The sequence below is a fragment of the Ensifer sp. 22460 genome, assembly GCF_052044935.1.
Taxonomy (GTDB): domain Bacteria; phylum Pseudomonadota; class Alphaproteobacteria; order Rhizobiales; family Rhizobiaceae; genus Ensifer.
In genome coordinates, this window is record NZ_JBQENZ010000013.1 from 154,440 (window position 1) to 181,255 (window position 26,816).

At 61.8% G+C, this 26,816-nt stretch carries 24 protein-coding genes and 2 pseudogenes; 11 read left to right on the top strand and 15 right to left on the bottom strand.

Annotation, left to right across the window (positions count from 1 at the left end; genetic code table 11):
- Positions 1 to 10: 10 nt before the first annotated feature.
- The 5 genes from ACTJKM_RS17945 to ACTJKM_RS17965 all read right to left on the bottom strand — a co-directional run bounded on the left by ACTJKM_RS17945 (position 11) and on the right by ACTJKM_RS17965 (position 4,799).
- On the bottom strand, positions 11 to 1,054 hold the full coding sequence (locus ACTJKM_RS17945) for a branched-chain amino acid ABC transporter permease (RefSeq protein WP_058327992.1): 1,044 nt from the start codon (positions 1,052 to 1,054) through the stop codon (positions 11 to 13).
- Positions 1,054 to 1,932 carry a branched-chain amino acid ABC transporter permease gene (locus ACTJKM_RS17950; protein ID WP_058324445.1) on the bottom strand — a complete coding sequence of 293 codons (879 nt, stop codon included), beginning with the start codon at positions 1,930 to 1,932 and terminating at the stop codon, positions 1,054 to 1,056. The genes ACTJKM_RS17945 and ACTJKM_RS17950 overlap by 1 nt, the downstream gene beginning before the upstream one ends.
- A gap of 11 nt (positions 1,933 to 1,943) precedes the next feature.
- Complete coding sequence (locus tag ACTJKM_RS17955; protein ID WP_058327993.1) at positions 1,944 to 2,672, bottom strand: ABC transporter ATP-binding protein; 729 nt, start codon at positions 2,670 to 2,672, stop codon at positions 1,944 to 1,946.
- Positions 2,672 to 3,418: an ABC transporter ATP-binding protein gene (locus tag ACTJKM_RS17960; protein ID WP_058327994.1), complete on the bottom strand. Its 747-nt coding sequence runs from the start codon at positions 3,416 to 3,418 to the stop codon at positions 2,672 to 2,674. Before ACTJKM_RS17960 ends, ACTJKM_RS17955 begins: the two co-directional genes overlap by 1 nt.
- A 97-nt stretch (positions 3,419 to 3,515) precedes the next feature.
- Positions 3,516 to 4,799 carry an amino acid ABC transporter substrate-binding protein gene (locus tag ACTJKM_RS17965; RefSeq protein WP_058327995.1) on the bottom strand — a complete coding sequence of 428 codons (1,284 nt, stop codon included), beginning with the start codon at positions 4,797 to 4,799 and terminating at the stop codon, positions 3,516 to 3,518.
- 253 nt (positions 4,800 to 5,052) lie between these two features.
- On the opposite strand from ACTJKM_RS17965, the gene ACTJKM_RS17970 reads away from it, so the two are divergent.
- Positions 5,053 to 6,093, top strand: coding sequence for a LacI family DNA-binding transcriptional regulator (locus tag ACTJKM_RS17970; protein ID WP_058324441.1), 1,041 nt, complete (start codon positions 5,053 to 5,055; stop codon positions 6,091 to 6,093).
- A gap of 235 nt (positions 6,094 to 6,328) precedes the next feature.
- Complete coding sequence (locus ACTJKM_RS17975) at positions 6,329 to 7,093, top strand: SDR family NAD(P)-dependent oxidoreductase (RefSeq protein ID WP_058327996.1); 765 nt, start codon at positions 6,329 to 6,331, stop codon at positions 7,091 to 7,093.
- 56 nt (positions 7,094 to 7,149) lie between these two features.
- On the opposite strand, the pseudogene ACTJKM_RS17980 reads toward ACTJKM_RS17975, so the two are convergent.
- From ACTJKM_RS17980 to ACTJKM_RS17995, 4 genes and pseudogenes are all read right to left on the bottom strand, one after another.
- Positions 7,150 to 7,422: pseudogene (locus tag ACTJKM_RS17980) on the bottom strand (hypothetical protein); the annotation flags it as partial.
- A complete protein-coding gene (locus ACTJKM_RS17985) occupies positions 7,367 to 8,869 on the bottom strand; it encodes an aldehyde dehydrogenase family protein (RefSeq protein ID WP_082663583.1) in 1,503 nt (500 codons plus the stop codon). The pseudogene ACTJKM_RS17980 and the gene ACTJKM_RS17985, both read right to left, overlap by 56 nt.
- A gap of 111 nt (positions 8,870 to 8,980) precedes the next feature.
- On the bottom strand, positions 8,981 to 9,997 hold the full coding sequence (locus tag ACTJKM_RS17990; protein ID WP_058327997.1) for a helix-turn-helix transcriptional regulator: 1,017 nt from the start codon (positions 9,995 to 9,997) through the stop codon (positions 8,981 to 8,983).
- Between the two features lie 138 nt (positions 9,998 to 10,135).
- Positions 10,136 to 11,380, bottom strand: a complete 1,245-nt coding sequence (locus ACTJKM_RS17995) for an acyl-CoA dehydrogenase family protein (RefSeq protein WP_113514953.1) — start codon at positions 11,378 to 11,380, stop codon at positions 10,136 to 10,138.
- A gap of 267 nt (positions 11,381 to 11,647) precedes the next feature.
- Between ACTJKM_RS17995 and ACTJKM_RS18000 the strand changes: the two are divergent.
- The 4 genes and pseudogenes from ACTJKM_RS18000 (at position 11,648) to ppk2 (ending at position 16,101) form a co-directional block, all read left to right on the top strand.
- Positions 11,648 to 12,309, top strand: a pseudogene (locus ACTJKM_RS18000) (amidohydrolase family protein).
- Between the two features lie 264 nt (positions 12,310 to 12,573).
- Positions 12,574 to 12,774, top strand: a complete 201-nt coding sequence (locus ACTJKM_RS18005; protein ID WP_143033022.1) for a hypothetical protein — start codon at positions 12,574 to 12,576, stop codon at positions 12,772 to 12,774.
- Positions 12,775 to 13,490: 716 nt separating this feature from the next.
- On the top strand, positions 13,491 to 15,287 hold the full coding sequence (locus ACTJKM_RS18010; RefSeq protein WP_082663584.1) for a SulP family inorganic anion transporter: 1,797 nt from the start codon (positions 13,491 to 13,493) through the stop codon (positions 15,285 to 15,287).
- The gene (gene ppk2 / locus ACTJKM_RS18015; RefSeq protein WP_058328001.1) at positions 15,256 to 16,101 is read left to right on the top strand and encodes a polyphosphate kinase 2; all 846 of its coding nucleotides are present in this window, start codon (positions 15,256 to 15,258) and stop codon (positions 16,099 to 16,101) included. Before ACTJKM_RS18010 ends, ppk2 begins: the two co-directional genes overlap by 32 nt.
- Before the next feature lie 207 nt (positions 16,102 to 16,308).
- Here ppk2 and ACTJKM_RS18020 read toward each other — a convergent pair whose 3' ends face one another.
- The 4 genes from ACTJKM_RS18020 to ACTJKM_RS18035 form a co-directional block, all read right to left on the bottom strand.
- On the bottom strand, positions 16,309 to 16,779 hold the full coding sequence (locus ACTJKM_RS18020; RefSeq protein ID WP_058328016.1) for a hypothetical protein: 471 nt from the start codon (positions 16,777 to 16,779) through the stop codon (positions 16,309 to 16,311).
- 328 nt (positions 16,780 to 17,107) lie between these two features.
- A complete protein-coding gene (locus ACTJKM_RS18025) occupies positions 17,108 to 18,982 on the bottom strand; it encodes a patatin-like phospholipase family protein (RefSeq protein ID WP_113515363.1) in 1,875 nt (624 codons plus the stop codon).
- 435 nt (positions 18,983 to 19,417) lie between these two features.
- On the bottom strand, positions 19,418 to 19,948 hold the full coding sequence (locus ACTJKM_RS18030; protein ID WP_058328004.1) for an MgtC/SapB family protein: 531 nt from the start codon (positions 19,946 to 19,948) through the stop codon (positions 19,418 to 19,420).
- A gap of 115 nt (positions 19,949 to 20,063) precedes the next feature.
- A complete protein-coding gene (locus ACTJKM_RS18035) occupies positions 20,064 to 20,510 on the bottom strand; it encodes a pseudoazurin (RefSeq protein WP_082641243.1) in 447 nt (148 codons plus the stop codon).
- 151 nt (positions 20,511 to 20,661) lie between these two features.
- Between ACTJKM_RS18035 and ACTJKM_RS18040 the strand changes: the two genes are divergently transcribed.
- The 5 genes from ACTJKM_RS18040 (at position 20,662) to ACTJKM_RS18060 (ending at position 24,116) form a co-directional block, all read left to right on the top strand.
- Positions 20,662 to 21,318 (top strand): MarR family winged helix-turn-helix transcriptional regulator, encoded by a 657-nt coding sequence (locus ACTJKM_RS18040; protein WP_058328005.1) that lies wholly within the window; start codon positions 20,662 to 20,664, stop codon positions 21,316 to 21,318.
- A 211-nt stretch (positions 21,319 to 21,529) separates the two neighbouring features.
- Complete coding sequence (locus ACTJKM_RS18045) at positions 21,530 to 22,078, top strand: carboxymuconolactone decarboxylase family protein (protein ID WP_058328006.1); 549 nt, start codon at positions 21,530 to 21,532, stop codon at positions 22,076 to 22,078.
- A gap of 48 nt (positions 22,079 to 22,126) precedes the next feature.
- Positions 22,127 to 22,690: a redoxin domain-containing protein gene (locus ACTJKM_RS18050; protein WP_082663586.1), complete on the top strand. Its 564-nt coding sequence runs from the start codon at positions 22,127 to 22,129 to the stop codon at positions 22,688 to 22,690.
- A 12-nt stretch (positions 22,691 to 22,702) separates the two neighbouring features.
- Entirely contained in the window at positions 22,703 to 23,410 is a 708-nt protein-coding gene (locus tag ACTJKM_RS18055; RefSeq protein ID WP_058328017.1) for a glutamine amidotransferase, read from the top strand.
- Positions 23,403 to 24,116 (top strand): MOSC domain-containing protein, encoded by a 714-nt coding sequence (locus tag ACTJKM_RS18060; RefSeq protein ID WP_058328007.1) that lies wholly within the window; start codon positions 23,403 to 23,405, stop codon positions 24,114 to 24,116. Before ACTJKM_RS18055 ends, ACTJKM_RS18060 begins: the two co-directional genes overlap by 8 nt.
- Here ACTJKM_RS18060 and ACTJKM_RS18065 read toward each other — a convergent pair.
- Entirely contained in the window at positions 24,106 to 25,590 is a 1,485-nt protein-coding gene (locus ACTJKM_RS18065; RefSeq protein WP_440660705.1) for an FAD/NAD(P)-binding protein, read from the bottom strand. The genes ACTJKM_RS18060 and ACTJKM_RS18065 overlap by 11 nt on opposite strands.
- Positions 25,587 to 26,768 (bottom strand): FMNH2-dependent alkanesulfonate monooxygenase, encoded by a 1,182-nt coding sequence (gene ssuD / locus ACTJKM_RS18070; RefSeq protein WP_058328018.1) that lies wholly within the window; start codon positions 26,766 to 26,768, stop codon positions 25,587 to 25,589. The genes ACTJKM_RS18065 and ssuD overlap by 4 nt, the downstream gene beginning before the upstream one ends.
- Between the last annotated feature and the right edge of the window lie 48 nt (positions 26,769 to 26,816).

Here is a 26,816-nt window from a genome sequence, read left to right on the forward strand (position 1 = left end):
GTCGCCTCCATCAATCCCAGTTGAGGACGCGGGGCAGCTTGCCCTTACGGGCGAGCGTCCCGATCACGCCGTTGGGGAAGAACATCAGTCCCAGGACCATGACGAAACCGGTCGCCATGATGTTGATCTCGGACGCGCCGAGCGTCGCCACGAAGATTTCGTTGAAGGCCACGATCAGGATCGCACCCACGACAGGCCCGGCAATCGTGCCCTTGCCGCCGAGGATGCACATCAACACCAGGTTTGCCGAAACGAGGATGATCAGGAAGATGTTCGGCCGGAGATAGGTGAGGTATTCGCCCCAGACCGCACCCGCCATCCCGACGAAGAATGCCGACAACGCGAAGGCAAGGACCTTGTAGAAGCGGGTGTTGATGCCGGCGCTCTCCGCCTTGACCTCGTCCTTGGAAAGCGCGCGCAGGCCCAGCCCGAACTTGGAATGCTTGATGCGATAGGTCGCCCATACGGTGAAGGCAGCCATCAGCACGAAGGCATAGTAATAGGGCAGTTTGGCAGTCTCCACCGGCAGGTCGGTCACCGGCAGCGACAAGCCATTGGCGCCGCCGATGAACTCCCAGTGATCGAACAGGATACGGGCGATCATCAGCAGCGCGATGGAGGAGATGATGAAGCTCGGGCCGCGAACCTTCAGCGTGATGAGGCCGATGAGATAACCGCAGACGGCAGCCACCAGCCCGGCGAGCGGTGCCGTCAGCAGCGACGAGATCCCGTATCGCGCCAGGAGCACGCCTGAGAAATAGCCGCCGATCGCGAAGAAGACCGCGTGTCCGAGCGAGATGTAGCCGGCGAAGCCGCCGATGATGTTCCAGCCGCTGGCCATGACCGCATAGGAGGCCGTAAACAGGACGAGATGCAGCAGGTAGTTGTAGTTGCCGGTCAGTTGCAGGAGCGGCAGGGCGAGCAGAACGCCGAGCACGGCCAGGGGAAACCATGTGGCGCGGGTCTGGTCATGCTGGCGCGCAAGCTTCTGATTGTGAATGCGACGGGCCTCGAGCACCGAGCTCGCGTCGGCTTGTTGCAGGTTTGCGGCCATTATGCCAACTCCGGTTTTTCGCCGAACAGGCCCTGGGGACGGATCAGCAGGATGACGAAGAGTGCGAGAAAGAAGGTCATGGTCGACCAGGTGGCGCCCACCCAGGTGCCGACGAAGGCTGCGATGACCGAGAGAAGGAGCGAGGCGACGACGGTACCGAGCACGCTGCCCATGCCGCCGAGGACGACGACCGACATCAGCATCGCGATCCATTCCCACTGCTTGGCGGGGAAGAAACTGAAGACGAAGCTCACCAACGAGCCTGCAGCGCCGGCAAGCCCGATCCCGATCGCGAAGGCCACCATGCTGATCAGGTTGACATTAACGCCGAGAAGCTCGGCAGCCTCGCGGTTCTGGGTCGTTGCGCGGATGGCGTAGCCAAGCCGCGAGTAGTTGAGGAACAGCGTCAGCGCACCGATGATCGCCAGCGAAACGGCACCGGCATAGAACTGCCCCTTCGGAATGAACAGGCTGCCGATGAAGAAGGCATCCGTCGCGTAATCGGGCGAGGTCACGCGCTGGGTGTTGGTGAAGGCGGCACCGAGGAAACCTTCGACGATCATGGCCAGTGCGAAGGTCAAAAGCACTGTCATTTCCGAGTAGCGCGCGCTTTTTGCCTGGCTTTCGAACATGAGGCGGTAGAGAAGCACGCCGATTGCAGCCATGATCAGTGCCGCGATCGGCAACGTCGCGATCGGGTCGAGACCCCAAAGCTTGAATGCCCAGTAGCTGACATAGGCGCCGCAGATGATCAGTGAGGGGTGTGCCAGGTTGACGATGCGCATGACGCCAAAGACCAGCGAAAGGCCGGATCCCATCAGCGCGATCACGCCGCCGAGCGCGAGGCCGAGTATCAGTATCTGAAGAATGTCTGTCATCACGTCCTCCGCTACGCGACCTTGCGGCCGCCGAGGTAAAGTTCCTGGATGCGAGGGTCCGCCAGTACCGCTTCGGCCGACCCTTCGAAGAGGGTGCGGCCGAGGTCGAGGACAACGCCCCAGTCGGAATTCTTGAGGCCCATCATCGCGTTCTGCTCAACGAGCAGAACCGTGACGCCCTCCTGGGACATCATCTTCATGATGTCGAACATCTCCTGGACCACCTTCGGCGCAAGGCCGAGGGAGGGTTCATCCAACATGACGATGTCCGGCTTGACGATCAGCGTCCGCGCCATGGCCAGCGTCTGCTGCTGACCGCCCGACATGGTTCCGGCATGCTGATCGGCCCGTTCGCGCAGAACCGGGAAGCGCTCGAGGATTTCGTCGATGCGGCGGTCGCGCAGTTTCGCGTCGTCGAGCACGTATCCGCCCATGCGCAGGTTTTCGCGCACCGTCATCTTCGGAAACAGCGCGCGTTCCTGCGGCACGAAACAGATGCCCTTGCGAAGGATCTGGTCCGGACGCAGCCCGTTCAGACGCTCGCCCTTGAAGACGACATCGCCCTTGCGGATCGTCAGCATGCCGCAGATCGCCTTCAACAGCGTGGACTTGCCGGCGCCGTTTGGGCCGATGATGCAGTGGACCTTGCCAGGCTCGACCGTCAGACGGGCGCCATCAAGGATGGCAGGGCCGTCGCCGTAGCCGGCAGTGATGTTGGTGACTTGCAAAAGATCGCTCATCAGGCCGCTTCCTCTTCCAGTACGCCGCCCAGATAGGCTTCGAGCACATGCGGATCGCGACGCACCACATCGGGCGTGCCGTCGCAGATCACCCGCCCGTGCGCCATGACGACGACGCGGTGCGAAAGCCGCATGATCAGGTCCATGTTGTGTTCGACGATGAGGACCGTCAGCCCCTTGGCATTGAGCGCCCTGATGTGGCCGACGATCTCCTCGAGCAGCGTCGGATTGACGCCGCCGGCCGGCTCGTCCAGCAGAATGATCTTGGGATCGGCCATCAGCAGCGCGGCCAGATCCATCAGTTTCTTCTGGCCGTAGGACAGGTTGTGCCCGTCCTCGTAGGCAATGCGGGTGATCCCGAGGAAATCGAGGATCGACATCGCCTTGTCCCGCTCCTCCGCCGAGATTGCGGGCCGAAACAGCTCCGTAAACCCGCGGCAGCGTGCCTGGACGATCACGTTTTCCAGCACCGTCATGTCGGCGAGATTGCGTGAGATCTGGAACGTCCGGCTAAGACCCTTTGCGGTGATCTTGTGCGGGCGCAGATTGTCGATCCGCTCTCCGTCCAGCCAGACCTCGCCGGAAGTCGGAACGACGGTGCGGCTGATGCAATTGAAGGCCGTGGTCTTGCCGGCGCCGTTCGGGCCGATGAGTGCCGTGATCGAGCCTTTCTCGACCGTGAAGCTTGCGCCATCCACGGCGCGAATTCCGCCGTAGTGCTTGCACAGGTTCTTAACCTCGAGCATCCGCGCGATCTCCTTTCAGTAGATATCTCAGTAGTAGATGCCTGCCGATCGGGAGAGCGCGCCGCAGGCGGAACGCCCTCCCCTATCTCGCAAACGGTCAGAAACCGGACTTCGGATAGCGGAAGGGCACGATGCCCTCGAACTGACCGGTCGGATAAACGAAGGTCAGCTTGCCGTCCTGCCACTGCGTCATGATGTGCGCCTTGTCGACCGGAAGCCCCAGATCGTCCCAGCTGAAATTACCGAGAACCGTCTGAACCGGCTGCTCCTTGGTGCGGGCGTGCAGCCATTCGCCCATCTTGGCGTTATCCGTGGTGCCGGCCCCGACGATCGCCTGCTCGATGCCCTGGCAGACGGCGAAAGGAATGGCGCTGTCCTCATCCGGCTCGACGCCGTATTCGGCTTCGAACGCCTTCACGAAATCCGCATTGTCGAACGGCTTTCCGGCGAGCGTGCTCTTGAAGGGAACATCCTTGTGCCAGGTGGTGTGGATGACGACACCATCGGCCGCATCCTTGCCGACACCCTCGATGAATTCCGTCTGCGCGCCCTGGCTGAGATAGACGAGCTTTGCTGATGCACCGACGGTCTTCAGAGCGCGCATGAGCTGAACCGCTTCTTCCGCAGAAGCCGTCAGGCCGACGATCATTTCCGCGCCGGAGCGCTTGATCGAATTTGCAAGGTTCAGCCAGTCATTGAACCCTTCTTCGGGCCACTTTTCCTCCATCACCACTTCGATACCGGCTTCCTTGAAGTAACCGGGAGCGAGGTCGGCGATTTCCTTGTCGTTGGCCGGATCGATCACCTTCTGGCCGAGGAGACCGGTGGCGATCGCGTTGGCGAAGAAGTCGTCCGCGTGGACAACTGCGACAGTTTTCGGCGCATCTGCCGGGTCCTTGATCTCCTTCAGGAGGCCGATCACGTCCTTGCCGGTGTATTCGGCGGCATTGACCTGGAAGTAGAAGAGGTTCTTGTAGCCCTGCGCATAGATCCGGAGCGCCCCGCCCGAGGGAACCGGGTGAACCATATTGTACTTGGACAGAACGTTGCCGACCGGAAAGGTCAGGCGGCTCGAGAAGGTGCCGTAGACGGCATCGACCTTGTCGACATTGATGAAGCGTTCGTACTGGTTGATGGCCGTTGCCGGATCAGAGCGATTGTCGCTAACAATCAATTCCACCTGCTTGCCGAGAACACCGCCCGCTTCGTTGACGAGCTTGTTGCAGAGCTCGTAGCCCCGCTTGTGCTTCTCGCCGCTGACCGAAAGGCCACCGGTAATCGGCAGCGACGCTCCGATCCGTATTGTTTCCGCAGCGCTGGCAACGGTGCTTGCTGAAAGCACACTGATGGTTGCTGCCGCGATCAGCCGATTGATTCCCATTTCTTCTCCTCCCAGAGGTTTTGCGTGCAATCGTTTGCATTCGAGTAAAAGACAAATCGCCCAGCTCCGCCGGACGCCACTCACGCCTTGTGTTCGATCGACGGCAGGGCAGCTCCTCAACTCCTTGCCGAAAACTGGATGTGCAAACGATTGCACGTTCGCGATTATGCGTACCGTCTGCGCTTTGTCAAGCACCCATGCGAACGATTGCAAAACTCCTGGCAAGATTTTAAATGGAGGAGCGAGGTGATACATGCAAAAGAAACGAACCACCCTGAAGGACATCGCGCGCGCGACCGGCGTTCACGTGTCGACCGTGTCGCGCGCGCTTGACCCCGCTGAGCGAAAGAGCATCACGCCGGAAGTCGTGGCAAAGATCCAGGCGGCGGCGGAACGGTTGGACTATCGCCCCAATCGCATTGCCTTCGGGCTCCGCACCAACAGAACGATGACGGTCGGCGTGGTCATCCCCGACATCACCAACCCCATCTTCCCGCCGATCCTGCGCGGAATCGAAAGCGTTCTGGAACCGCTCGGATACGCGTCGATCATCGTCAACACCGATAGCGAACGCGAGCGCGAAATTCGTCTTCTCGAAGTGCTCAGGGACCGGGGTGTCGACGGCCTCATTCACGCGGCGGTGCTAAGGAGCGACCCATCGATTGCCAAGGCCGCACAGGATGGTCTCTCGGTGGTGACGCTGAACAGACGTGTGGAACGTTCGAACATCCCCTACGTCATCAATGACGAAGACATGGGCATCTGCGAGATGCTGCGCCACCTGACGAAGCTCGGCCACCGGCGAATCGCGCATCTTGCCGGACCGCAGGATCTCTCGACCGGCCAGCTGCGCCTCGCGGCGTTTCGCAGCGCCGCCGAGAGAATGTCGATCGACTTCGATCCGGAACTCATCGTTACCGCGATACGCTTCGACGAAGACGAAGGCGCCCGCTGCACTCGTGACCTGCTTGCCTCCGGGCACGATTTCACGGCCGTGCTCTGCGCAAACGACCGCCTGGCGCTCGGGTGCATCGACGTTCTGCGGGAGAACGGCCTCGATTGCCCGTCGGACATATCCGTCAGCGGTTTCAACGACATGCCATTCCTCCATCTGGCGCGTCCACGGCTGACAACTGTCAGGATCCAGCAATACGATGCCGGCATCACCGCCGCGTCAATCCTGCTGCGCCTGATGAATTCCGGCGCCGACGACGATATCCCCTTGGAGACCGTGTTGCCGGTGGAACTCATGGAACGCGACAGCACAGGGCCGGTAGCTGCGCGAAGGCGCTGACAATCGTTCCCCGCCGAATGATCGTGCGCTGGTCGCCAACAGTGCCGGATTTCATTGGAGAGCCCCCTCGCCTCTCCAGGCTCAAGCCCGAATCGTAGAAGCCGTGCCTTCGAAATGCAATCGATTGCTCGTTGTTTCGTGCAATCGATTGCCTTAAGCTGCCAACTGATCAATCGTCTAATTGCAGGCGGGTTCCCGCCGATTGAGAAGACAGCGCGTCAAGAAGGAGGAACTTATGGCGTATCCGCGGTCCTTGGTTGGAAAGACAGTTCTCCTAATCGGCGGGAACGGTGCGATCGGAGCCGCGACAGGCCGCCTGTTTGCGGAGGCAGGCGCAACGGTTCTCATTACCCATACGCCGAGCGAGCAGAGCGTCTTGAGCGCGGATGCTGCGCTTTCTTCCTTTGCAAACGCGGAAAGTCACGCGCACTACGCCGTCGACATCACGGATTCCAGCGCCCTTAGCGGCCTCGCCAGCACCATCGAACAGAAATTCGGCCGGCTCGACATCCTCGTCAATGCGGCCGGTTTCACCAAGCCAATCGCCCATCGGGATCTCGATGCACTGACCGACGAACTGGTCGACGAGATCTTCAAGGTAAATTGGCGAAGCCAGTTCGCAGCCATCCGGGCCTTCGCCCCTCTGTTGAAAAAGTCCGGCGATGGGCTCGTCGTCTCCATCTCGTCGATCGCAGCCTTCACCGGCATAGGGTCGAATATCGCCTATTGCGCAGCTAAGGCTGGTATCGACGTCATGACCAAGGCCCTCGCCCGCGTGCTGGCGCCGGAGGTCAGGGTGCTTGCCGTTTCTCCCGGCGTCGTCGACACGCAATTCGTTTCCGGGCGGGATTCGGGCTTCAATGAGAAGGTCGCGGCCTCGACCCCGCTCGCCCGTATCGGCGAGGTCGACGATATTGCCGCAGCCATCCTGGCCTGTGCGACGTTGCTCGGTTTTTCCACCGGCCATATCATCCAGGTGGATGGCGGTCGCGCGCTCTGACGCAGCAGCAACATCCGCGCGACGCACCGGTCGTGCGGCGGCCCTGCACGACCGGCGTGAGGCGTCCAGTCGAGACCGTGCCAATCGATCAGCACCGGCGGCGGCACATCCGTCACGCCCCACCAGATATCTCCAGGCATGAGCGCGCAATTGGTGAAGATGGTATCGCGCCCGAGCGCGACTGCCGGGGATTTCGCCGCGCAAGACGCGACGCTCTCACCTCCAGGACCGGTAGGCTCCGTCACCGTGTTCAATGTCTGGTTCAGGGAGAGCTCAGTCCCTCGGCGGCCAGATCGGAATGGTACCTCTGCCCGACGGGAACCGCACATTCTTGGAGCGCGTAAACTCCCGCAGAGTTTCCGCAGCGTTTTCCCGTCCAAAGCCGCTTCCCTTCTGGCCGCCAAAGGGTGAGCCGAGGAAGGCGCGGCGCATGTAGTTGTTGATGAAGATCATGCCGGCTTCGAGCCGGGCCGCAATCCTGCCGGCATGGGCTTCGTCGGTCGTGCAGATTGCCGCCGTCAGGCCGTACTCGCAGTCATTGGCGATGCGGATTGCTTCTTCCTCGGTTGAAAAACGCATGATGCTGGCGATCGGGCCGAACATCTCTTCGCGCGCCGCGGTCATGTCGGGTGTCACGTCGGCAAGGACCGTGGGGGCGACCCAGTAGCCGCCTTTCAGGCGATCCTCGGTCGGCAATTTGCCTTGGGTCACCAAGCGGGCCCCTTCCTTCAGCGCGATATCGAGATAGGCCAGCACCTTGTCACGGTGCTTCGCATCGACCATGGCCCCGATATCTGTCGCGGGATCAAGGCCGTCACCGACGACCAGCTTCTCGGTCGCACGTGCAAAACGCTCGAGGAACTCGTCATGGAGCGCATCGTGCACGAGTATGCGTGACGTCGACGTGCATGCCTCGCCCTGGTTGTAGAACATGCCCTCGAGCGCGACATCGATCGCAACATCGAGATCGGCATCGGGAAGCACGATCAGCGCGTTCTTTCCGCCAAGTTCCATCGTCGCATAGGTGAGGTTCTGGGCGGCCGACTGAAGCACGCGCCGTCCCGTCATCGTCGAACCGGTGAAGGTGATGCGCTCGACCAGCGGATGGGAGGCAAGCGCCGCGCCGGACGGCAATCCGGCGACCGCGTTCAGAACGCCGGGCGGCAAGATCTCGTTGGCAAGTTCGACGAGGCGAAGGACGGTCAACGGCGCCTGTTCACCGGGCTTGATGACAACGGTATTGCCCGCGGCGAGCGCCGGTGCGCACTTCTTGGAGAAATGGATCGGCGGCCAGTTGAAGGGCAGGATCGCTGCAACCACGCCATAGGGCTCGTAGCTGATGCGCGCCTCGATTGGCCCCTGGTCCAGGATCTCTCCGTGTATCGTATCGGCAAGGCCGCCGAAGTAGTCGAAGCAGGCGTGGCAGAACGAGAGGTCGAAGCGCAGGGCATCGCGACGCGGCTTGCCCACTTCGCGCGCCTCGATCTCGGCAAGTTCGTCCACGTGCTTGCGGATGTGAGCGGCGACCTCGCGCAGGATCTGGCCGCGCTCACGTGGGGAACGATCACGCCACGCCTGGAAGGCGTCGCGCGCGCCTCTGACCGCACGGTCGACGTCGGCCTCAGAAGCATTGGTCACATGCGCGATGGTCGCGCCGGTTGCCGGCTCTTCGACGCTGAATGTGGTGGCGCTGCCATCATCCAGAAATTGCCCGCCCACGAACAGGCCGGACACTCTGAGCGGCGCATGCGCCTGCTCCTCGACATTTTTAAGCATTGCTACTCCTCCCATGTTGCAATCAACCGCAAATGCCGGACCGGACTTCGATCAGGCGCTCCTGGCTCCAATGGACAATCCGTTGTCCGGCATAGTTTCTGCTGACCCCATCTAGCTCCTGCCCCTTTGCAGGAGGCCCGTGGCCTGCGCGGTGAGGCCGCGCCGGGATGTCGCGGGCACAGTCAGGTCACTCAGCCGCTTCGCCCGATAGGCCGTTGGCGTCATTCCGACCGATTTTCGAAAGGCCCGCAGGAAGTACTTCTCGTCGTTGTACCCAACGGCATAGGCGATCTGGCCGATCGGTTCGTCGGTCAGCATCAGGCGCTCGCGCGCATCATCGATGCGCATTTCGCGAATGAGCGCATTGAAGCTGGTGCCCGTATGCTGCCGCAGGAGCGCGCAGAGGCGGCTACGGGAAAGCCTGGCATAGGCCGCCGCCTGATCGAGTGTCGGAGAGCGAAGGTAGTTCTCCGCGATGAAATCGGAAATCCTGCGCATATGCCCGCTGTCGCGGCCGATCGCCGGCAGAACCGGCGACAATTCGTCGAAGCGATCCTCGTAGGCCCGACACACCCGGCCGAGCATGAGCGTCAATTCTGCGCGAATGATCTCTCCGGCACAGATCCGATCCGCGGAATGTTCGAGGATCATCGCCCGGCAGGTCTCTTCCACGCGCGCCGATTGCGCCTCATCCAGGTTGAAGTCGACATGCCCCTGCCAGGCGAAGGGCGTGAGTTCGGGCGCTATCCGCACGAGTTCGGAAATCGGATAGGAACGCGTGATCCCGGGCCGAAGGAAATCAAGGTCGAAATAGATCACGACGCATCGTGACACCCTGCTGAAACGCGTCTGATGCGGGGTCATCGGCGCGATGAAATAGATCGAGCCCGGCTGCGGCCTGTAGGATTTGAGACCGATGCGCGCCGTCGGCGCCTCGCTCATGTAGTAGACGATCTGAAAGTAATCGTGCTTGTGCGCCGGGTAGAGCCTTTGGGTCTTCTCGACAAGGCGGATATGGAAACGGGGCGCATCGGCCCGTTCGAGCGCATAGGAGCGGAAGGGCGCCGACAGGGTATCATCCACATCCTGATCGGGATCACCGTCCGGTTGTCTGTCTGTTCTCGTCATCTTTCCTCCCCTTGCCACTGCGCCGAAGCCACCCGCTTCATGTCGCGTTGCCGAGCGTTCCCCTCAATTCGGGAACGGCCTCGAAGAGATCGGCAACAAGACCATCGCTCTCGAGCCCGCCATCTCCTCCGTCGGGCCCTAGTTTTCGGGGCCCGCGTATTTGCCGGCGGTCGCCGGAAACATGGTCTTGATGATCTTCATCCGGCTGACATCGACGGTTGCGTCCATGTGCAGAAAGATGGCAGCGTCGCGGAACAGCTTCTCGATGCCGAACTCCAGCATAGCGCCGTTGCCGCCATGCAGTTCCAGCGCATGGGTGGCGACCTTCATGATCTCTTCCGAGGCGTAGACCTTGGCCATGTTGCAGAGAACATCCATGTCCGGATGACCCTCATCGACGGCCTTGGAAGCCCTTTCGATCAGTGCGCGCACCGCCTCGATCCGGGTCGCCATGTCGGCAAGCCGCAGGGCCACAGCCTGGTGCTTGATGAGGATGCGACCGCCCTGCACATAGTTCTGGACATAGTCAGCGGTGCGTTCGAAACAGGCGACTCCGACGCCGAGGTTCTTGGCCGCCTGGATGATCTTGCCTGCACGGAAATACTGCCCGGCGCTTCCGAGCGCCGTGTTCTGGACGAGAAGATGATCCGCCGGCACGCGGCAGTCCTCGAACACCAGTTCGCCGTTGTTCATGAAGCGGCAGCCCATGGTTTCGTTGCACTTCGTCACCGCGAGGCCGGGCGTGTCGCGCGGCACGAGGAAACTCGATGTTCCCTGCAGCATGCCGACGGAGGAGTCCGTGTTCGCATAGACGACGTAGAGGCTCGCATCGAAGCCGTTTGAAATGAACTGTTTGCGGCCGTTGATCACCCAGTGCCCGTCCTTGAGCACGGCTTTCGTGTGCATCGCCGCCTCGGGCACATTGTAGGGGAGCCAGCGATCCGACGCCCCGCGCGGCTCGGTGAGGCAGTGCGCAAGCAGAAACTGCGGATCTGCCAAGAGGCGCGGGAACCACTTGTCCTGCAAATGTTTCGGTGCGAACTCGCGCAGGAGGATCGAGACCTTCCAGTTCTGCACGAACTTGTCGGCAAGGCCGGAATCGCCGCGCGCGATTTCCTCCGAAATCAGCGCGAAGGTCCGGACCTCCGTTTCGCGCTCGAGGTCCACGCCACCATAGGCTTCCGGAACGCCGAGCGTGCGGATGCCGATCGTTTCGGCTCCCTCGAGGATCGAGCGCGGCAGCCGCTCGCCCGGGCTCATGTCCCATTCGCACTGCCAGTTCGATCGAATGAAAGGCGTCACTGCGTCGTCGACGAACGCGCGGCAACTGTCGCGCATCAATCGCTGCTCCTGGGACAGTGAGCCGTCATGGGCGTGGATCATTTCTCGCTCCCTTGGTTCTTCTGGCGGGTTCCTCTTCCTGCCCTCAGATTCGTAGCGTGCTGCCCCGGTGCCAGTGAGGTTCTACCGTGCTCTTTTGGTGGACTATCGTCCAATTCGACGTGGATTTTCTGCGCGGCATGGGAAGCAATCGAGCGTTGGGCTTCGTCTCAATCGCTTCACTCCCAAAGATTGCCCCGACGCCCGCCGATAACGACGGCGTGCAGATGGGGCCGGGCTTCGCACCACCAGGAGGCCCGCGAAGAACTCATGAAAGTCTCGCTTTTCGCCGCAGAACGGCGCATCCCCATCGAGATCCATGCCTATACCGATGACGCCGCAAACGCGATCCTCGACGTCTTCGAAGCGGTGCACAAGACGCATCCGCTCAACGACTTGCGCTGGTCGATCGCCCACCTCAACACCGGATCGGAACGGACGCTCGACCGGATGCAGAGAATGGGTCTCGCCTATAGCGTGCAGATGGGCCCCTATTTCGGGGCCCCTGCCATCAGGGAAGCGAACGGTGCCGCGGTGGCCGCGGTCTCACCACCGACGCGGCTCGCAATCGACAAGGGAATCTGGTTGCCGGCGGCACGGACTCCACGCGCATCGGCGTCGCCGGCGTCTGGCAGGCAATCGAGTACCACCTGACCGGGCGCTCGCTGGGAGGTATGGTGCAAAAGGCGGATGATCAGTTGCTGACGCGCGAAGAAGCGCTTCGTCTCTATGCGCGAAACGCCGCATGGATCGGCTTTGCGGAAGAGGATCGCGGTAAGCTTTCCGCGGGCAAGCTCGCCGACCTTGCCGTGCTCGACAAACCGTACATGACCATGCCGGTGGGCGAGATCGACACGGTCCGCTCCGTCCTGACCCTGCTCGGCGGCAAGTTCGTGCATGAAGCGGGCGTCATCAAGGCAGCCAGACCATAACCGCCAGCGGCGGCGGATTATCCGGGGGCAATTAGGATGAATTCGGCAACCGCGACTACGGACTACGGTCGAACCGTGGCCCGAACTCTTCGGAGCCGAGAACGATGTGAAGCCTGTCGGCGCGGCAGGCTTCCACATGTGGCTATCGGCGGAGCGTCACTTGGCCAGTTCCCTAACCCCATTTACGCATTTGTCTAATCCTTGACGGCTGCGTGCACTGTGAGACGCTATGACTTCACGGTTGTAATGCGTAGGGGGTATCCAGTGAAATTCTCAAAGGCCAAGAAGAAACATCCCGGAAAGATGCATAAGACAGTTGGTGCGATCGGTCGTTACGACGAAGGCTTCGTCAGCGGCGGACGCGCCACCCCCGGTTTCTCCTACCGGGGAAGATGGCTCAACGAAGGATGCCCGGGCACCTTCGAGACATGGCTGGTCAACAAAGGCGTCATGCCCAAGGTTTAACAGCGACGCCCGGACGGCATTTCCATTGACTGCGCCGTTCGGTGTGGTGCGCCATCTTGCGCTTCAGTTGCGCGCAGCGCTCTGTCACGGAAGCCTTGCAATCCGGCGACACCCGCGTTGCGGAACGCCCTTCGCCGGCGGGAAATCTCGCCGGCACGCTCAAGCGCTATGTTGAGTCTTGCGCCGGACGAGCAGCCTTTCCAGCGCTTCTTCGACCAGGGCAGGAATTCGCGTCGAATCGTCCAGATATGCGACTTCGAGCAGGCCGGCAACGACCGCGGGATCATCCGCCGGCAGTTGCGTTGAAGCGAAAACGAGACGGACCGGGTTCGCGGAGTTGACATGCGCATTCGGGATGGAACGATCGTTGAGAGTCCGGGATACGTGAAGGGATAGAGCCCGCCCTGACCGCTCTTCAGGCATTCTGCGGGGCCGGCGCGCGCGTCCAATTAAGGCGACCTGGGCTTCGGGTGTCCGGCGTAGGCGCATCTGCGGACGTGCGGTCTCAAGCCGCTCCGTGGTGAGATCAGGATCAGGCACACGTAGTGGAGGCTTTCACTGAGCGGACGCTGCAACTTTTGCGCATCGTGCGTGGCCAGGCAAAACGAAAAGTTTTGCATCTCTAATATTTGCAATGCTATGGTCCATTCGTTTGGCCCTCTTGTTCGGCGCGGAACCGTTGCCGGCTGGAGGAGGCATAGTCCGGGGGCCCGAGCATGGCATTTACTCTGCCTCGCCTGCCTTTGCTCGCGAACCTGGATGGTTACCGCGTCGGATGGCTACGCAACGATATCTCCGCCGGACTTGCAATTGCCGCCGTTGGCCTTCCCAGCGCCATCGCCTACCCGGCCATAGCCGGACTGCCCGCCGAAACCGGCCTCTATGCCAGCATCACGCCGCTCATCGCCTATGCGCTCTTCGGCCCGTCGCGCCAGCTCATCGTTGGTCCGGACGCTGCCACGATGACCGTGTTGGCAGCGGTTCTGACAACGGTGTTCGCTACATCCGGCGCGACGGTCGACCGCGTGACAGCAGCCGCGCTGCTGGCGCTGATCGTCGGCATCCTATGCTTGATTGCGCGCCTTGTACGGCTCGGGGTGCTGGCGACCTTTCTGTCACGCCCGATCCTGATCGGCTTCTTCGCCGGCATCTCGCTATCGATCCTGGTTGGGCAGATCAAGCGCTTTACCGGCGTCAATATCGAGTCCGATGGCTTGGTATCACCTGTGCTCGAACTCCTGCGGCAAGCCGGTTCGATCCATTGGCCCACGCTGGCGTTCGCCTTGGCCTGTTTTGCACTCTTGCAAGTGGCCCGCATCTATCGCTCGCCCATACCTGGCCCGGTAATAGTCGTTTTTTTGGCTGTGCTGCTTTCCTTTCTCTTTGACTTCGAGGGACGCGGAATGGCGGTCGTCGGCGACATACCGCAAGGGCTGCCGTCGCTCATCCTGCCGCGCATCGGGAACCTGCCGATTGATGCTTTGCTGACCGGCGGAGCCGCCATCTTCCTCGTCAGCTTCGGCTCCGGTGTCATTGCCGCGCGTAGTTTCGCAACGCTCGGCGGCTACCGCGTCGATCCGAACCGTGAACTGACGGGCTTCGGTGCGGCAAACTTCGCCGCCGGGCTGTTCGGCACGTTTCCGGTCACGGCTTCGGATTCCCGCACCGCCGTCAACTTTGCCGTCGGCGGTCGTTCACAAATCGCAAGCCTGGTCGCGGCCGCGACCCTCATGGCGGTGCTCGTGTTTCTCGGCAGCGTTCTGCGCATCCTCCCGATCGCGGCGTTGGGTGCGATTCTCGCGGCAACGGCACTCAGTTTGATCGACCTCGAAGGCCTCAGGCGGATATGGCGCGTCAACCGGATCGAGTTCGTTTTTGCCCTGATCGCCTTGTGGGGACCGATCGGCCTCGGCGTCTTGAACGGCGTGGTCATCGCCATTGCCGCAACGCTGATCTATTTGCTGCTGCAGGCCATGTATCCGCACGACGCCCTGCTCGGCAGGATTCCTGGTCGGGACGGCTTCTATAAGCTGCATCGCGCACCGGATGCACGTCCTGTGCCGGGCTTCGGCGCCTGCATGATCCAGGACAGCCTGCTTTTCTACAATGCGGACTATGTGCGGGAGCGCTTGACGGCCATTGCCGACGAATTGCCGCCGCCGGCCCATTGGCTGGTCATCGATGCCAGTGCGATCCCCCAGATCGACAGCACCGCCGCCGAGATGCTCGGGGAACTGGCCGACGAACTAAAGGCGCGCGACATTGCACTCGGTCTGGCGGAATTGCACACGGATGCCCGCGCCCTCCTCGACCGCGCGGGCATCATCGAAAGAATTGGGCCGAGCATGGTCTTCGAGAGCATGGAGGACGCGCTCGACGCCTACGAGGCCCGATACGGCCAAGGTAAGACGGCGGACGGGGAAATCACTGCGAACTCCAACGCCATGAAAACAGCGCGCAGTATCGAAACGGGAGGGAACGATGGGAAAACACGAAGGCAAGAAAAAGAATAAGCACAAGAACGGCGCCGCTGCCGAAGCAGCGGCATCAGAGGAACGATCATCCAGTGGTTACGCCAAGGAACTCGCCCGGCTGCAGGAAGAAATCGCACACCTGCAGGCCTGGGTTAAAAAGACCGGCGCCCGCATCGTCATTGTCTTCGAAGGACGCGATGCCGCTGGCAAGGGCGGCGTGATCAGGCGGTTTACCGAGCGCGTCAGCCCCCGTGTCTTCCGGGTCACGGCCCTGCCCGCGCCAACGGAGCGGGAAAAATCGCAGATCTACATGCAACGCTACATTCAACACCTGCCGGCGGCCGGCGAAGTTGTGATTTTCGACCGGTCCTGGTACAACCGCCCGGGCGTGGAACGCGTCATGGGCTTTTGCTCGGATGACAGCGCCCGACGTTTCCTCGAACTCGCACCGCGATTCGAAGCGGCAATGGTCGAAAGCGGCATCGTCCTGCTGAAATACTTCCTCGATGTCAGCGAGAAGGAACAGGAGCGCCGGTTCCGTCAGCGCATCGCAGACCCGTTGCGCCAGTGGAAGCTCAGCCCCATGGACGTCGAGTCATATCAGCGCTGGTGGGACTACACCCGGGCCTATAACGAGATGATCCGCATGACGGACACGGAGTATGCGCCCTGGTGGATTGTACCGTCAGACGACAAGAAGCGGGCGCGGATCAATTGCATCTCGCATATTCTCGCCTCGATCCCTTATGAGCGCGTGAAGTTTTCCGAACCGGACCTCGGCAAGCGCCAGAAGCGACCGGGCGGCTTCGCAGACGACGATCACATTCGCAGAACCGTACCTGACGTTTTCTAAGGCTGATAAGCCCGCGCCTTCTGGCGCGGGCTTACAGAAACGGTTGAGCGTTCCCTGATAGTAGGAATGCGGAACCACCGATGCCGGCGCGTCATTCGACACCGGGTATGGTCGCGCCTAAAGCGCGTAGCGATCTTTCAGATTCGCTCCTTGCGCTTTAAGCATGTCGTTGTCGCAAAACCGCTGCGCACTTTTGCGCGACAGGCTTTAGGCCTTGTCCGGAGCCCAGTTCAGGAAGAACCCGACATCGCCGGGCACACCGCCCGGAAAGTTGATGATCATTGCCTTCAGCTTATAGCCTTGCGGCTTGCCGTATGTCTGATAGCGATCGAAAAATTCCTTCGCCTTGCCCTGCAGGGTCTGCGGCCAGTCACGGTCAGCGCTGTTGATGGCGCGTCCGCTATCCGTGCAAAGCTCGGAGGGGAAGCTATAGACCAACGCCTCGAATTTGCCGGCCTTGACGGCGTTCGCGACAAGGCGGCGGACGATACCAATTTCCTCTTCCGTCACTTGTTCTTTGAGAAAATCAGCGGCAAAGTCGGCATGCTTCTGTTCTTCGAGGGCTTTCAGCCGCCGCTCCTTGTCCATCTCTTCCATTTCGCGCTCGAGCATCTGCTTTCTCAGATCTTGGGCGCTTAAGGGTTTTGCGGTCGGGTCTAGATCTTTTTTTTCAGGCATCGTGTCGATCCACTTCAAGCAAATGGGAACACTGTGGCGGGGCACACGCTTGCCGTGCGCCGTATGCCAAAGACGTCCCGCAGGTACATCCAAGGGAACCCGATCGGCATACCAATCCGGGGACGAAGTATTTTCGAGTTCGAGCCGCAGCCTGTCCGAGGGCTCTCTATTTATTGATCTTTCTCAACGCCAAACGAAATAGCCGATGTGGGCTAATCCCCCACAAGGCTATCCTAAAATACTACAACCGCAAGAGGACGGTGACAATTCGGAATGAGCGATGATATTCCTCCGGGACTCCCGGACAATCACGTTTCACCGCCCCTTTTCAACCACCGAATACGCCCCTGTTACCGATAGTCTGCGACAGCTCGTGCCCAGGCTGAATGCCAAGTATCTGCAGGAGCTTCGGGTCGCTCTCGGTGAGGTGGTCTTCGATCCATCGTTTCGTCCAGTCGTAAGCTTCGACGTAGAGCTCCGAATGCCGGCTCCAGTCCATGAACCCGATTGCGCTCGAAATTGGCGGGGAGACGAGCAGGTCGCGTTCACCGAGCATGACTTCTTCCGGCCTGTGTGCCAGCACGCTCGCCGTAATCACCTGGATCACGCTCGGGACCTTCGGCAGATTGGCACGACCGAAGGGTGTGAGCATCCGCACCGCCAGTTCGGACGCTCCCGGGATGCTGTCATAGTCGATATGATGTTTCCGTGGTCCGTCGGACCCCAGGCTCGCGACCACATTGGGGCCGGTTTTAAGTTCTTTCATCTGCTCCAGCGGCAGATTGTTCATGATGGCGCCATCGACAAGCATATCTCCTTCGGCCGTAAAGAACGGCGGCAGGACGCCGGGGATCGAGCCTGACGCCCTGACAGCCTGCCAAAGTTTTCCCCGGCGATGGACATGCGCCTGCCGGCTGCTGAGATTGGTCGATAGAGCGAAGAACGGAAGCCAGAGGTCCTCGATCAGAACGTCGCCATATTCCGCCTGCAGCGTGCGGTCGAGCACCTTGTGATCCAGCAGCGCATATTGCGGCAAGGTGAGGCGACGAAACGCGCGGCTCTTGACGAAGATGAGGTGCGTTCCCCGATCGATGGCGTCGGCGTCCAATCCGCTGGCGAAGCCAGCCATGATTGCGGCTCCGGAACTGGTGCCGCCAAGATAGTCGAAGGATGCACCCGCCTCGACGAATGCCTTGTAGACACCGATATGCGCGCAGCCGAGCGAGCCCCCGCCGGCGGCGACAAAGCCCCTGGCCTCACCTGAGAGGAAACGGACCAGACGTTCGACATCCAACCGATCTTCCAGCGAAACGTGGTGATGCTGGCGAACGCCGGGCCGTGCGTCGAGCCAGGCGGCGGTTCCGGAAACCGTTGCCGCGCGCGTCCGGTGAACAAGCACAAGCCGAAGGTTGGACGGCGTGTGGACCGAAAGCGCCAGCGCCTCGCAGGGGCTGAGCCCCGGCGGGTCGGATGCATCGGCAAAGAGCAGGACGTTGTCGGCCTGGCGGATACACACACGCGTCCAGTCGCTTGGCTCGTCATCGGCGACATAAACGATGATATCCGCCTTGATCTCGAGATGGTTCAGCCAGTCGAGCACGGGCTGATCGTCGATCGGCAGCCTGGCGAAGCGGTGTTCGAGATCCCTTCGGGTCAAGAACACGACCCGCTTGTCCGCAGCAAATGCGGTGCGGAGCTGTGCGATGAAATCAGGGGAAATACGACTGCGGCCCGCAGGAACGATCGCCAGCGTCCGAAGCCTGCAGGGCTGCTGCGCCAGCGCTGGAGACTGCATGGCGAACCGGCGCGCGAGAAACGTCGTCACCGACTGGCGCAGGCTGGGCAACGCCTTTGCAGCCCTCTCGAACTGGTCGTCGCGAATCTCGAGTACTATGGAATCACGCGCTGCAATCACGGTGGCAATGCGGGGCAGCGCGGCAAAGAAGCCGACCTCACCGACAAGCTCGCCCTGGCCGATCTCGGCGACGGGCTGGGCAGCTCCCTCGCGGTGCACCGTGAAGCGGCCCGACAGAACGACGAAGAAGCGGTCCGAGCGGTCTCCCTCACGAACGAGAATCTCGCCGCGGCGCAAGATCCTGCGATCGGAGTTGGCGGCCAGAGCCTCCAGTGCGGACAAAGACGTCTGGTCGAACAACAGCGTCGCCGATAGCAATTTGGCAGCAAAGGAACCGGTAGAGTCCATCGAGCCTTCCTAGTTGCAGCGTCTGTTGACTTTACCGGTTCCGACAGGAATTGCCGAACAGATTTGGTACGATCCGCCATCGACCAGGAGCGCGGTGTGCTCAAACCGTCGACGAGCCGCGCTGTTTGTTCGGCTATCCTCCCGCCAATTAGATGAGATAAATGGCGCAATATCTTGTTTAGATAGGTATATTCGATTTACCGGAAAGACCAATCGCTGCCATGCGGACGAGAAGCAGTACGCTTCCAGCCCGCCAGAATCTTTCCCTGCACAACGCTCTGCCGGTCTGGGATTTCACGAGAATGAGCTGGGAAAGAGATCCCGTATAGCAAGCAATAATAAATATAAAAATCAAAATAGTAGCGTCGTTAACTCATGCAAATTGATAACTTTTTTAGATGGCCGGGCGCTCGAGCATATCACGTGGGGTCAACCCTAACGCCTGGCGTGGGTATTGCTGGCCTCGTCCTGTGGTTCGACGTCCGGCTTTTGGTGGGGCATTGCCCGCGCCTCGATGGAGCCGATGACGAAGAGGACGGAGAAGGCACAGGCAACCGCAAGGCCGCCGACGACCCATTGACCGAAGCCCACCGCAAGACCGATGGCCCCCGCGAGCCAGAGGCTGGCGCCGGTCGTTATCCCCTGAACTTCCCCCCTGGAAAGCACGATGGTGCCGGCGGCGAGAAAGGCGACGCCCGCCGTCACCGCTTCCACAACCCGCAACGGATCGAGGCGGACGCGATCGTCGAAGAAGCCTCCGAGACGGACGCTTTCGAGCGAGATGATGCCGAAGGTGCAGGCGGCAAGGCAGACGAGCATGTGGGTCTTGAGCCCCGCCGGCCGCGCCTTTGCCTCGCGCTCGAAGCCGATGACGGCACCTAAAAACAGCGCACCGAGGATGCGCGCAAATATGACGGGATAGGGAATCTGTGAAGGCGGGAACAATTCGGCGGTGATCTGATCCATGCGGAACCAACGCGAAGCCTTCGCATTGGTTCCGCATGATGGCGTCGCGCCTCACCCAGTGCGCGGTCGCCAGGAGCGGCCTGTCCCCACCCCGCTCCGAAGCGTAGCCTAACGCTTAGTTTCCGAGCGCCGCCAGGGCGGCATCCAGGCGCTCCTGCGCCTTCTTCGGGTTCTTGGCAGCCTTCACGGCGTCGAGGTTGGCAGGAGCGTCGCCGACCTGGACAACGCCGACCATGCCCATGCCGTAGTGCGGGGTGCATTTGACGGCGTAGACCCCGGGAGCGGTGAAAGTCACCTTGTAGTTTTCATTGATCTTGCTTTTGAAAACCTCGGCGCCATCCGGGATCATGCCCTTGATGGATTCGACATTGTGCCCCTTGTCGGTGGGGATGAAGGTGACCGTGTCACCGGGCGCAACTTTCAGCGATGTCGGCTCGAACACCATCGCACCGTCCTTGCCCTTGTTCAGCATGTGCACTTCGAAGTCTGCGGCGGCTGCAGGTGCTGCGACAAGCATTGCCGCGATGGCGATACCCAATCCGCTCTTGATTGCATTCAACATCGTCTTCTCCATTTGAGCGACCAGCCCGTGCTCGGGTTGTTCGAACAGAGAAATAGGCCCGCGATCCCCCCTCTACTTTGATGCGCGTCAAATTCGCGGCGCTTTTCCAACGCTCATTGACAATACATAGGATCCCTATACAAATGACGCCATGAGCAACGAACCTGGTAATACACCCACCTTGGTCGACCGGATTGGTGACGGGCTATCGCGCGTGGCAACGGCCAAGCGCAGCGAGGCCTGGACGACCGCCGAGGCGATCGGCCTCAATCCGACGCAATTGCAAATACTCACCTTTCTCGTCGCCCGCGACCGAAGCGGTATGCGCGTCAAGCAGATCGCCGCCTATCTCGGCGTCAGCCAGCCGACCACGACGGATTCGGTCAACGCGCTCCTGCGCAAGGGGCTCGTCGAGAAACGGGCCGACCCCAACGACGCGCGGGCCCTTTCAGTCGCGGCGACGCTGCAGGGCGAAGCTGCGGTTCGCCAGGCCGGTCAACTGGCATCGGCCACGCAGGACGCCATCGCCGCGCTTTCCAAGCTCGAGCAGCAGGACCTGTTGATACACCTCGTCAGGATCATCCGCCGCCTGCAGTCGGCTGGCGCCATTCCGGAACAGCGCATGTGCGTCAACTGTCGCTACTTCCGCCCCCATGTCTACGACGATCCGAAGGCACCGCACCATTGCGCCTTCGTCGATGCCGCATTCGGGCCGGCGGAGTTGCGCGTTGACTGCGGTGAATTTGAAAGCGCCGACGATGCGGACCGGGACGCTGCCTGGCGGGTTTTCAACCGCGGCGCGGCCTGAAATGAGAATGAAAGGAAACACACGCGCCGGCAGCCGAGCCGGGCGCAAGACCGAGCGAGCGGCCATGCTCTCGCCACCAGCTTCAACATCGGAGCCCGCGAGCACCGTTCTCAGTACCGCGAGCGGGTGCCGATGATGTCGGCGCCGGTCCGACGACTGCCATCGGCGGACCGGCAATTTTCTCCCTCCACGCAAATAGAAAGAGAAAACCATGAGCAGAATTAATCTAGTTGACCCCAATTCGGCAACCGGCGCCAGTGGCGAGTTGCTTGGCGAGATCCGCTCCGCCTTCGGCATCGCCCCCAACATGTTCCGGGCGGTCGCCAACTCGCCGGCTGCCCTTGCCAGCATGTGGGGTTCTTTCGGCGCGCTCGGAAACGGCCGTCTCGGCGCCAAGCTCGGCGAGCAGATCGCCGTTGCCGTCGCCGACCGCAACGATTGCAACTATTGCCTGGCCGCCCATACCGCGCTTGGCCGCAAGGCCGGGGCGACCGCGGAAGAAATGGCGAATGCGCAACGGGGCAAGTCGTCCGACCCGAAGACGGCGGCGGCGTTGACCTTCGCCCAAAAACTCGTCGAAGCACGCGGCCAGATCACTGATGCCGAAGTGCGGGCGCTGCGTGATGCCGGTTACGACGATCAGGATGTCGTCGAGATCATCGCCCATGTCGCGCTCAATCTCTTCACGAACTACATCAACGTCGCGCTTGCCGTACCGGTCGATTTCCCCGGTGTGAAGCTCGTTCGCGAAGCGGCCTGACAAGGCGGCCGGACGGCAGCGCCCGTCCGGCCATCTCCGGAGATGACAATGAACAGCAACTATCGGATCGCCGCCCCGGAACTCGCCGTTTCGACCTGGTTCAATACGCCTGCGCCTTTCAGCCTCGAACGGCTGCGCGGCCGGGTCGTTTTCCTCCATGCCTTTCAGATGCTCTGCCCCGCCTGTGTATCGCACGGCCTGCCGCAGACTCAGCGCGTCCAGACCGTCTTTCGCGAGACCGACCTGCAGGTCATCGGCCTGCATTCGGTGTTCGAGCATCACGCGGTCATGACGCCGGACGCGCTCAAGGCCTTCATTCACGAATACCGGCTGACCTTCCCGATCGCCGTCGATCAGCCATCGGATGACGGGCCGATCCCGAAGACGATGGAGCGCTACGGTATGCGCGGCACGCCAACTGCGATCATCATCGGCCGTGACGGTCACGTTGAACACCATCACTTCGGGATCGAAGACGACATGGTCATCGGCGCGCGCCTCGCCACGCTGCTCGCGACCCCGATCCCGGACTTCTCTGCCGCTGGTCCGGAAGCGCTCGGGTGCACGAGCGACGGCTGCACGGTCCCCAACACGCATGATGGACGCCGCTAGAGGAGACGGATGATGACTGCAAGGAAGGCCGTCGCCGTGCGGCATGTGCATTTCGAAGACCTTGGCACCTTTGCGGATCCGCTGCATGCGGCGGGGTTTGCCATCGAGTATCGAGATGTCGGCGATGCAGACTATCTTTCGTTCGATCCGATCGAGCCGGATCTTCTCGTCGTGCTCGGCGGCCCGATCGGCGTCTATGAGGAGGCGGCCTACCCCTACGTCGCAAAAGAGATCGCGATGCTGCAAGCGCGTCTTTCCGCAGATCGGCCAACGCTTGGCATTTGCCTGGGTGCGCAACTGATCGCTCGGGCGCTCGGCGCTCGCGTCTATTCGTCCGGCATCAAGGAGATCGGTTTCTCACCGCTGAGCCTCTCTGCTTCAGGCCTCGCCTCACCTCTCAGTCATCTCGCCGACGTTTCCGTGTTGCACTGGCATGGCGATACCTATGACCTGCCGCCCGGCGCTGACTTGCTGGCGTCGACGCAGCAGATCGCACAGCAGGCCTTCATGCGCGGGCGCAAGATTCTTGGCCTGCAGTTTCATCCTGAGGCTGAAACGGGTGCTGCCTTCGAACGCTGGCTGGTCGGCCATGCCTGCGAACTGGCGGCGGCAGGATTGAGCGTGCCGGATCTTCGTGCCGATGCCCAGCGCTTCGGCCCCAGTCTGGAGCGCGCCGCCGCAGCGATGATTGGCGATTGGCTGGAGCAGATCGATGATTGATCGGCAGCCGATCTCCCTCGACGCCTTGCTCGTCGGCAGCCTCGCGCCGATCGACGATCGGGGGACGCTGAGCGGCATCGACAAACATCCGCTGGACGGCGCCGTTGAGCTCTGTGCCACCGGCTTTTCCGGCGATCATCAGGGCGATCTCAAAAGGCACGGCGGTGTCGACAAGGCGGTGCATCACTACCCCCGGGATCATTATCGGGCCTGGACGGACGAGATCGGCTCCATACCGCTGTTAAAACAGCCGGGCGCCTTCGGCGAAAATCTCTCGACCCTGGGGCTGACGGAGGGCGATGTCGCGGTCGGAGATCGGTTTCGCCTCGGCGGCGCCCTTCTGGAAGTGAGCCAGGGCCGGCAGCCCTGCTGGAAATTGAACCGCCGCTTCGACTTGCCCGACATGGCGCGGCGCCTTCAGCAATCCGGCCGCACCGGCTGGTACTATCGCGTCATCGAAGCCGGACTGGTTTCGGCCGGCGACCGATTGCACCTCGTCGAGCGCCGTCATCCCGAGTGGACGATCGCCCGGCTCTGGCACTTTCTCTACGTCGATACGCTCAATCGCCACGCGCTTGAAGAGATCGCCAATCTTGCCATTCTTCCATCCAGCTGGCGGGACTATGCGACCAAGCGCCTGCAGACGCGCACGGTCGAGGACTGGTCGCTGCGTCTCGATGGTGAAACCACGCCGGTCAACGGCTAGCGGCGCCGCGAACGGTCGTTACCGGCCTCTGCTGAATTTTTGCCACGGAAGCGACACGTCGGCCGCTTCGCTCAGGCTTCAGCAGCATGCCTGCAATCTCTTCGGCGACGAAAATCGCTTGATCGTTGACCTGTGGCAGGCCCATGAGCTCCCCGAAGGTACCGCGCGCCAGCGGTCCGGCAACGATGAGCGATGGCTCAGCCGTGCCGTTCACCCCGATCGCGCGGCTTGCCTCGTCGCAGGCGAGGCCCAAGCCCACGTCATCCAGACGTAGCCATCCCTGTGAAGCAAGGTCTGCAAGCCAGGCCTGACTCGAGAGAATGCCAGTATGAGCCGGGCCGGTCGTCACCACACAGGCATCGAACAGCAGGCGCTCCCGGTGACCGGTGTGTCGGTGACGGATATCGACGGCGATGACATGACCGCGTCTCCACACCTCCTCGACCGAAGCGCCGAGGATTCGGAGCCGCCCTTGCTCCAGCCCATGCAGGATCGTTCCATCGATCTGCGGCGCCACGCGAAAACGGTGAACGTCCCAGAAGGGACGCAGATGGCGCACGAGGCGGCGGCGCTCCGCCACCGGCAGCGCCCGCCAGATCTGGCCACCCTGGCTGCGAAGCGCGTCGAAAACCCCATGCCAGCTCGTGCCGATATCGGCCGCGTCCTGCACGGCACGTCGGACGCGCTTCAGCAATTCGAGCGCGGTTCGCACCGGGTCGCTGGTGAAATCGCCGAACGGCTCCTGGGGCACTCCGGCATGGCCGCGTGACCGCAAGCCCCGGCGTGAAAGGGCGACGACCGGCCCGCGATGATCGGCGAGCCCCAGCGAGGCAATCACGTCGGCTGCCGTCAGCCCGTTTCCGACGACAAGGACGTGATCATCGGCGCGGATGCAGGCCAGGGAACCTGCGACCGTGGAATCCGCCACATAGCGCGGGTGGCCGTCAAGCGCCTGATCCAGGCGCCGCGGGGCACAGGGCGCCGGATGGGTGGTGGCGATAACGACGATATCGGCCAGCAGTTCGGTGCCGGCTGAACTGCTCAGCCGCCAACGATCCCCGTGACGATCGATATGCGCGACACGTTCGCGCCGATGCTCGACCTTTCCACTTTTCAGGAACGGTGCGACGAACTCGCAGACGTAGCGACCAAAGACCGCTCGGCGCGGATAGAGATTGCCACCGACCGCCAGAGCCTCGGGGTCGCCGCGCGGTTCACCTTTTGCCGCCATCCAGTTGAGGAAATCGTCAGGATCGTCGGGGATCAGGCTCATGCGCGCGGCCGGCACATTGATACGGTGCGCAGGATTGTCCGTGTCATAGGCGAGGCCCGCGCCGAGGCGCGCCCGCGGCTCGAAGACGATGATGGTCGCGCCGTCGCTTGCTACGTTCCGCGCGAGATTTGCAGCAACCGCCGCCCCGGTGAAGCCGCCGCCGACGATTGCGATCACGGTGCGGCGCGCCGGTCCTGTCACGATTGGGAAACCTTCAGTTTCGGACGATGATCGCCGGCAATCGTCTCGCCAAACGGGCCGGTGTTGATCGACGCTTCGCGGGCCGGAACCGCATGGGCAAGCGGCAGGTTCGGCAGCACCAGTTCACCGAAACGATAGGCCTCCTCCAGATGCGGATAGCCAGACAGGATGAAACTATCGATACCCGCCTGGCGGTATTCCTCCATGCGAGCCTTCACCTGGTCGGGGTCGCCGACAAGGGCCGTGCCCGCGCCGCCGCGCACCAAGCCGACCCCGGCCCAGAGGTTCGGAGCGACTTCAAGTTTGTCCCGTCGGCCGCCATGCAGGCGGCTCATGCGGCTCTGACCAACCGAATCCATACGCTCGAACACCTTCTGTGCGGCGGCAATCGTGTCGTCATCGACATATTGTATCAGTTCGTCGGCCGCCTGCCATGCCTCCTTGGCGGTTTCACGCACGATCACATGAAGGCGAATGCCGAAGGTCAGGTCCCTGCCCTCGGCGTCGGCGAGCGCACGAACTTCGGCAATCTTCCTGGCAACGTCTTCGACAGGCTCTCCCCAGGTCAGGTACTTGTCGATCGTGCGCGCCGCCACTTCCTGGCCCTTGCCTGAGGAGCCGCCGAAATAGAGCGGCGGATGCGGCTTCTGCACCGGCTGAAACAGAAGCTTCCCGCCCTCGATATCGAAGTGGTTTCCCTTGAAATCGACTTCTTCACCGCGAAGCACGGCTTTGTAAATGTTGAGGAATTCCTCGGTCACCTCGTAGCGCTCCGTGTGCGAGAAGTGGATACCGTCGCCCTTGTTTTCGATCGGGTCGCCGCCGGTGACGACGTTGATCAGAAGCCGCCCATTCGAGAGCCGGTCGAGCGTCGCCGTCATGCGCGCCGCCAGCGTCGGTGATAGAAGCCCTGGCCGCACCGCAATCAGAAACCGCAGTTTCTCCGTGAGCGGCGCCAGCGCCGAGGCAACGACCCAGCTGTCTTCGCAGCTACGGCCCGTCGGAATGAGAACGCCGTAATAGCCGAGCGAATCGGCCGCCTGAGCCACCTGCTTCAGATAGTTGATATCGACATTGCGGCCGCCACGTATGGTGCCGAGATAGCGGCTGTCGCCGTGGGTCGGCAGAAACCAGAGAACATTGATCTTTTCAGGGATTTTCACGGGTGCAGTGTTCATCGGCAAATGCCTCCTCGCAAGTTCGCTTTCGGCAGCCATGATCGCCTC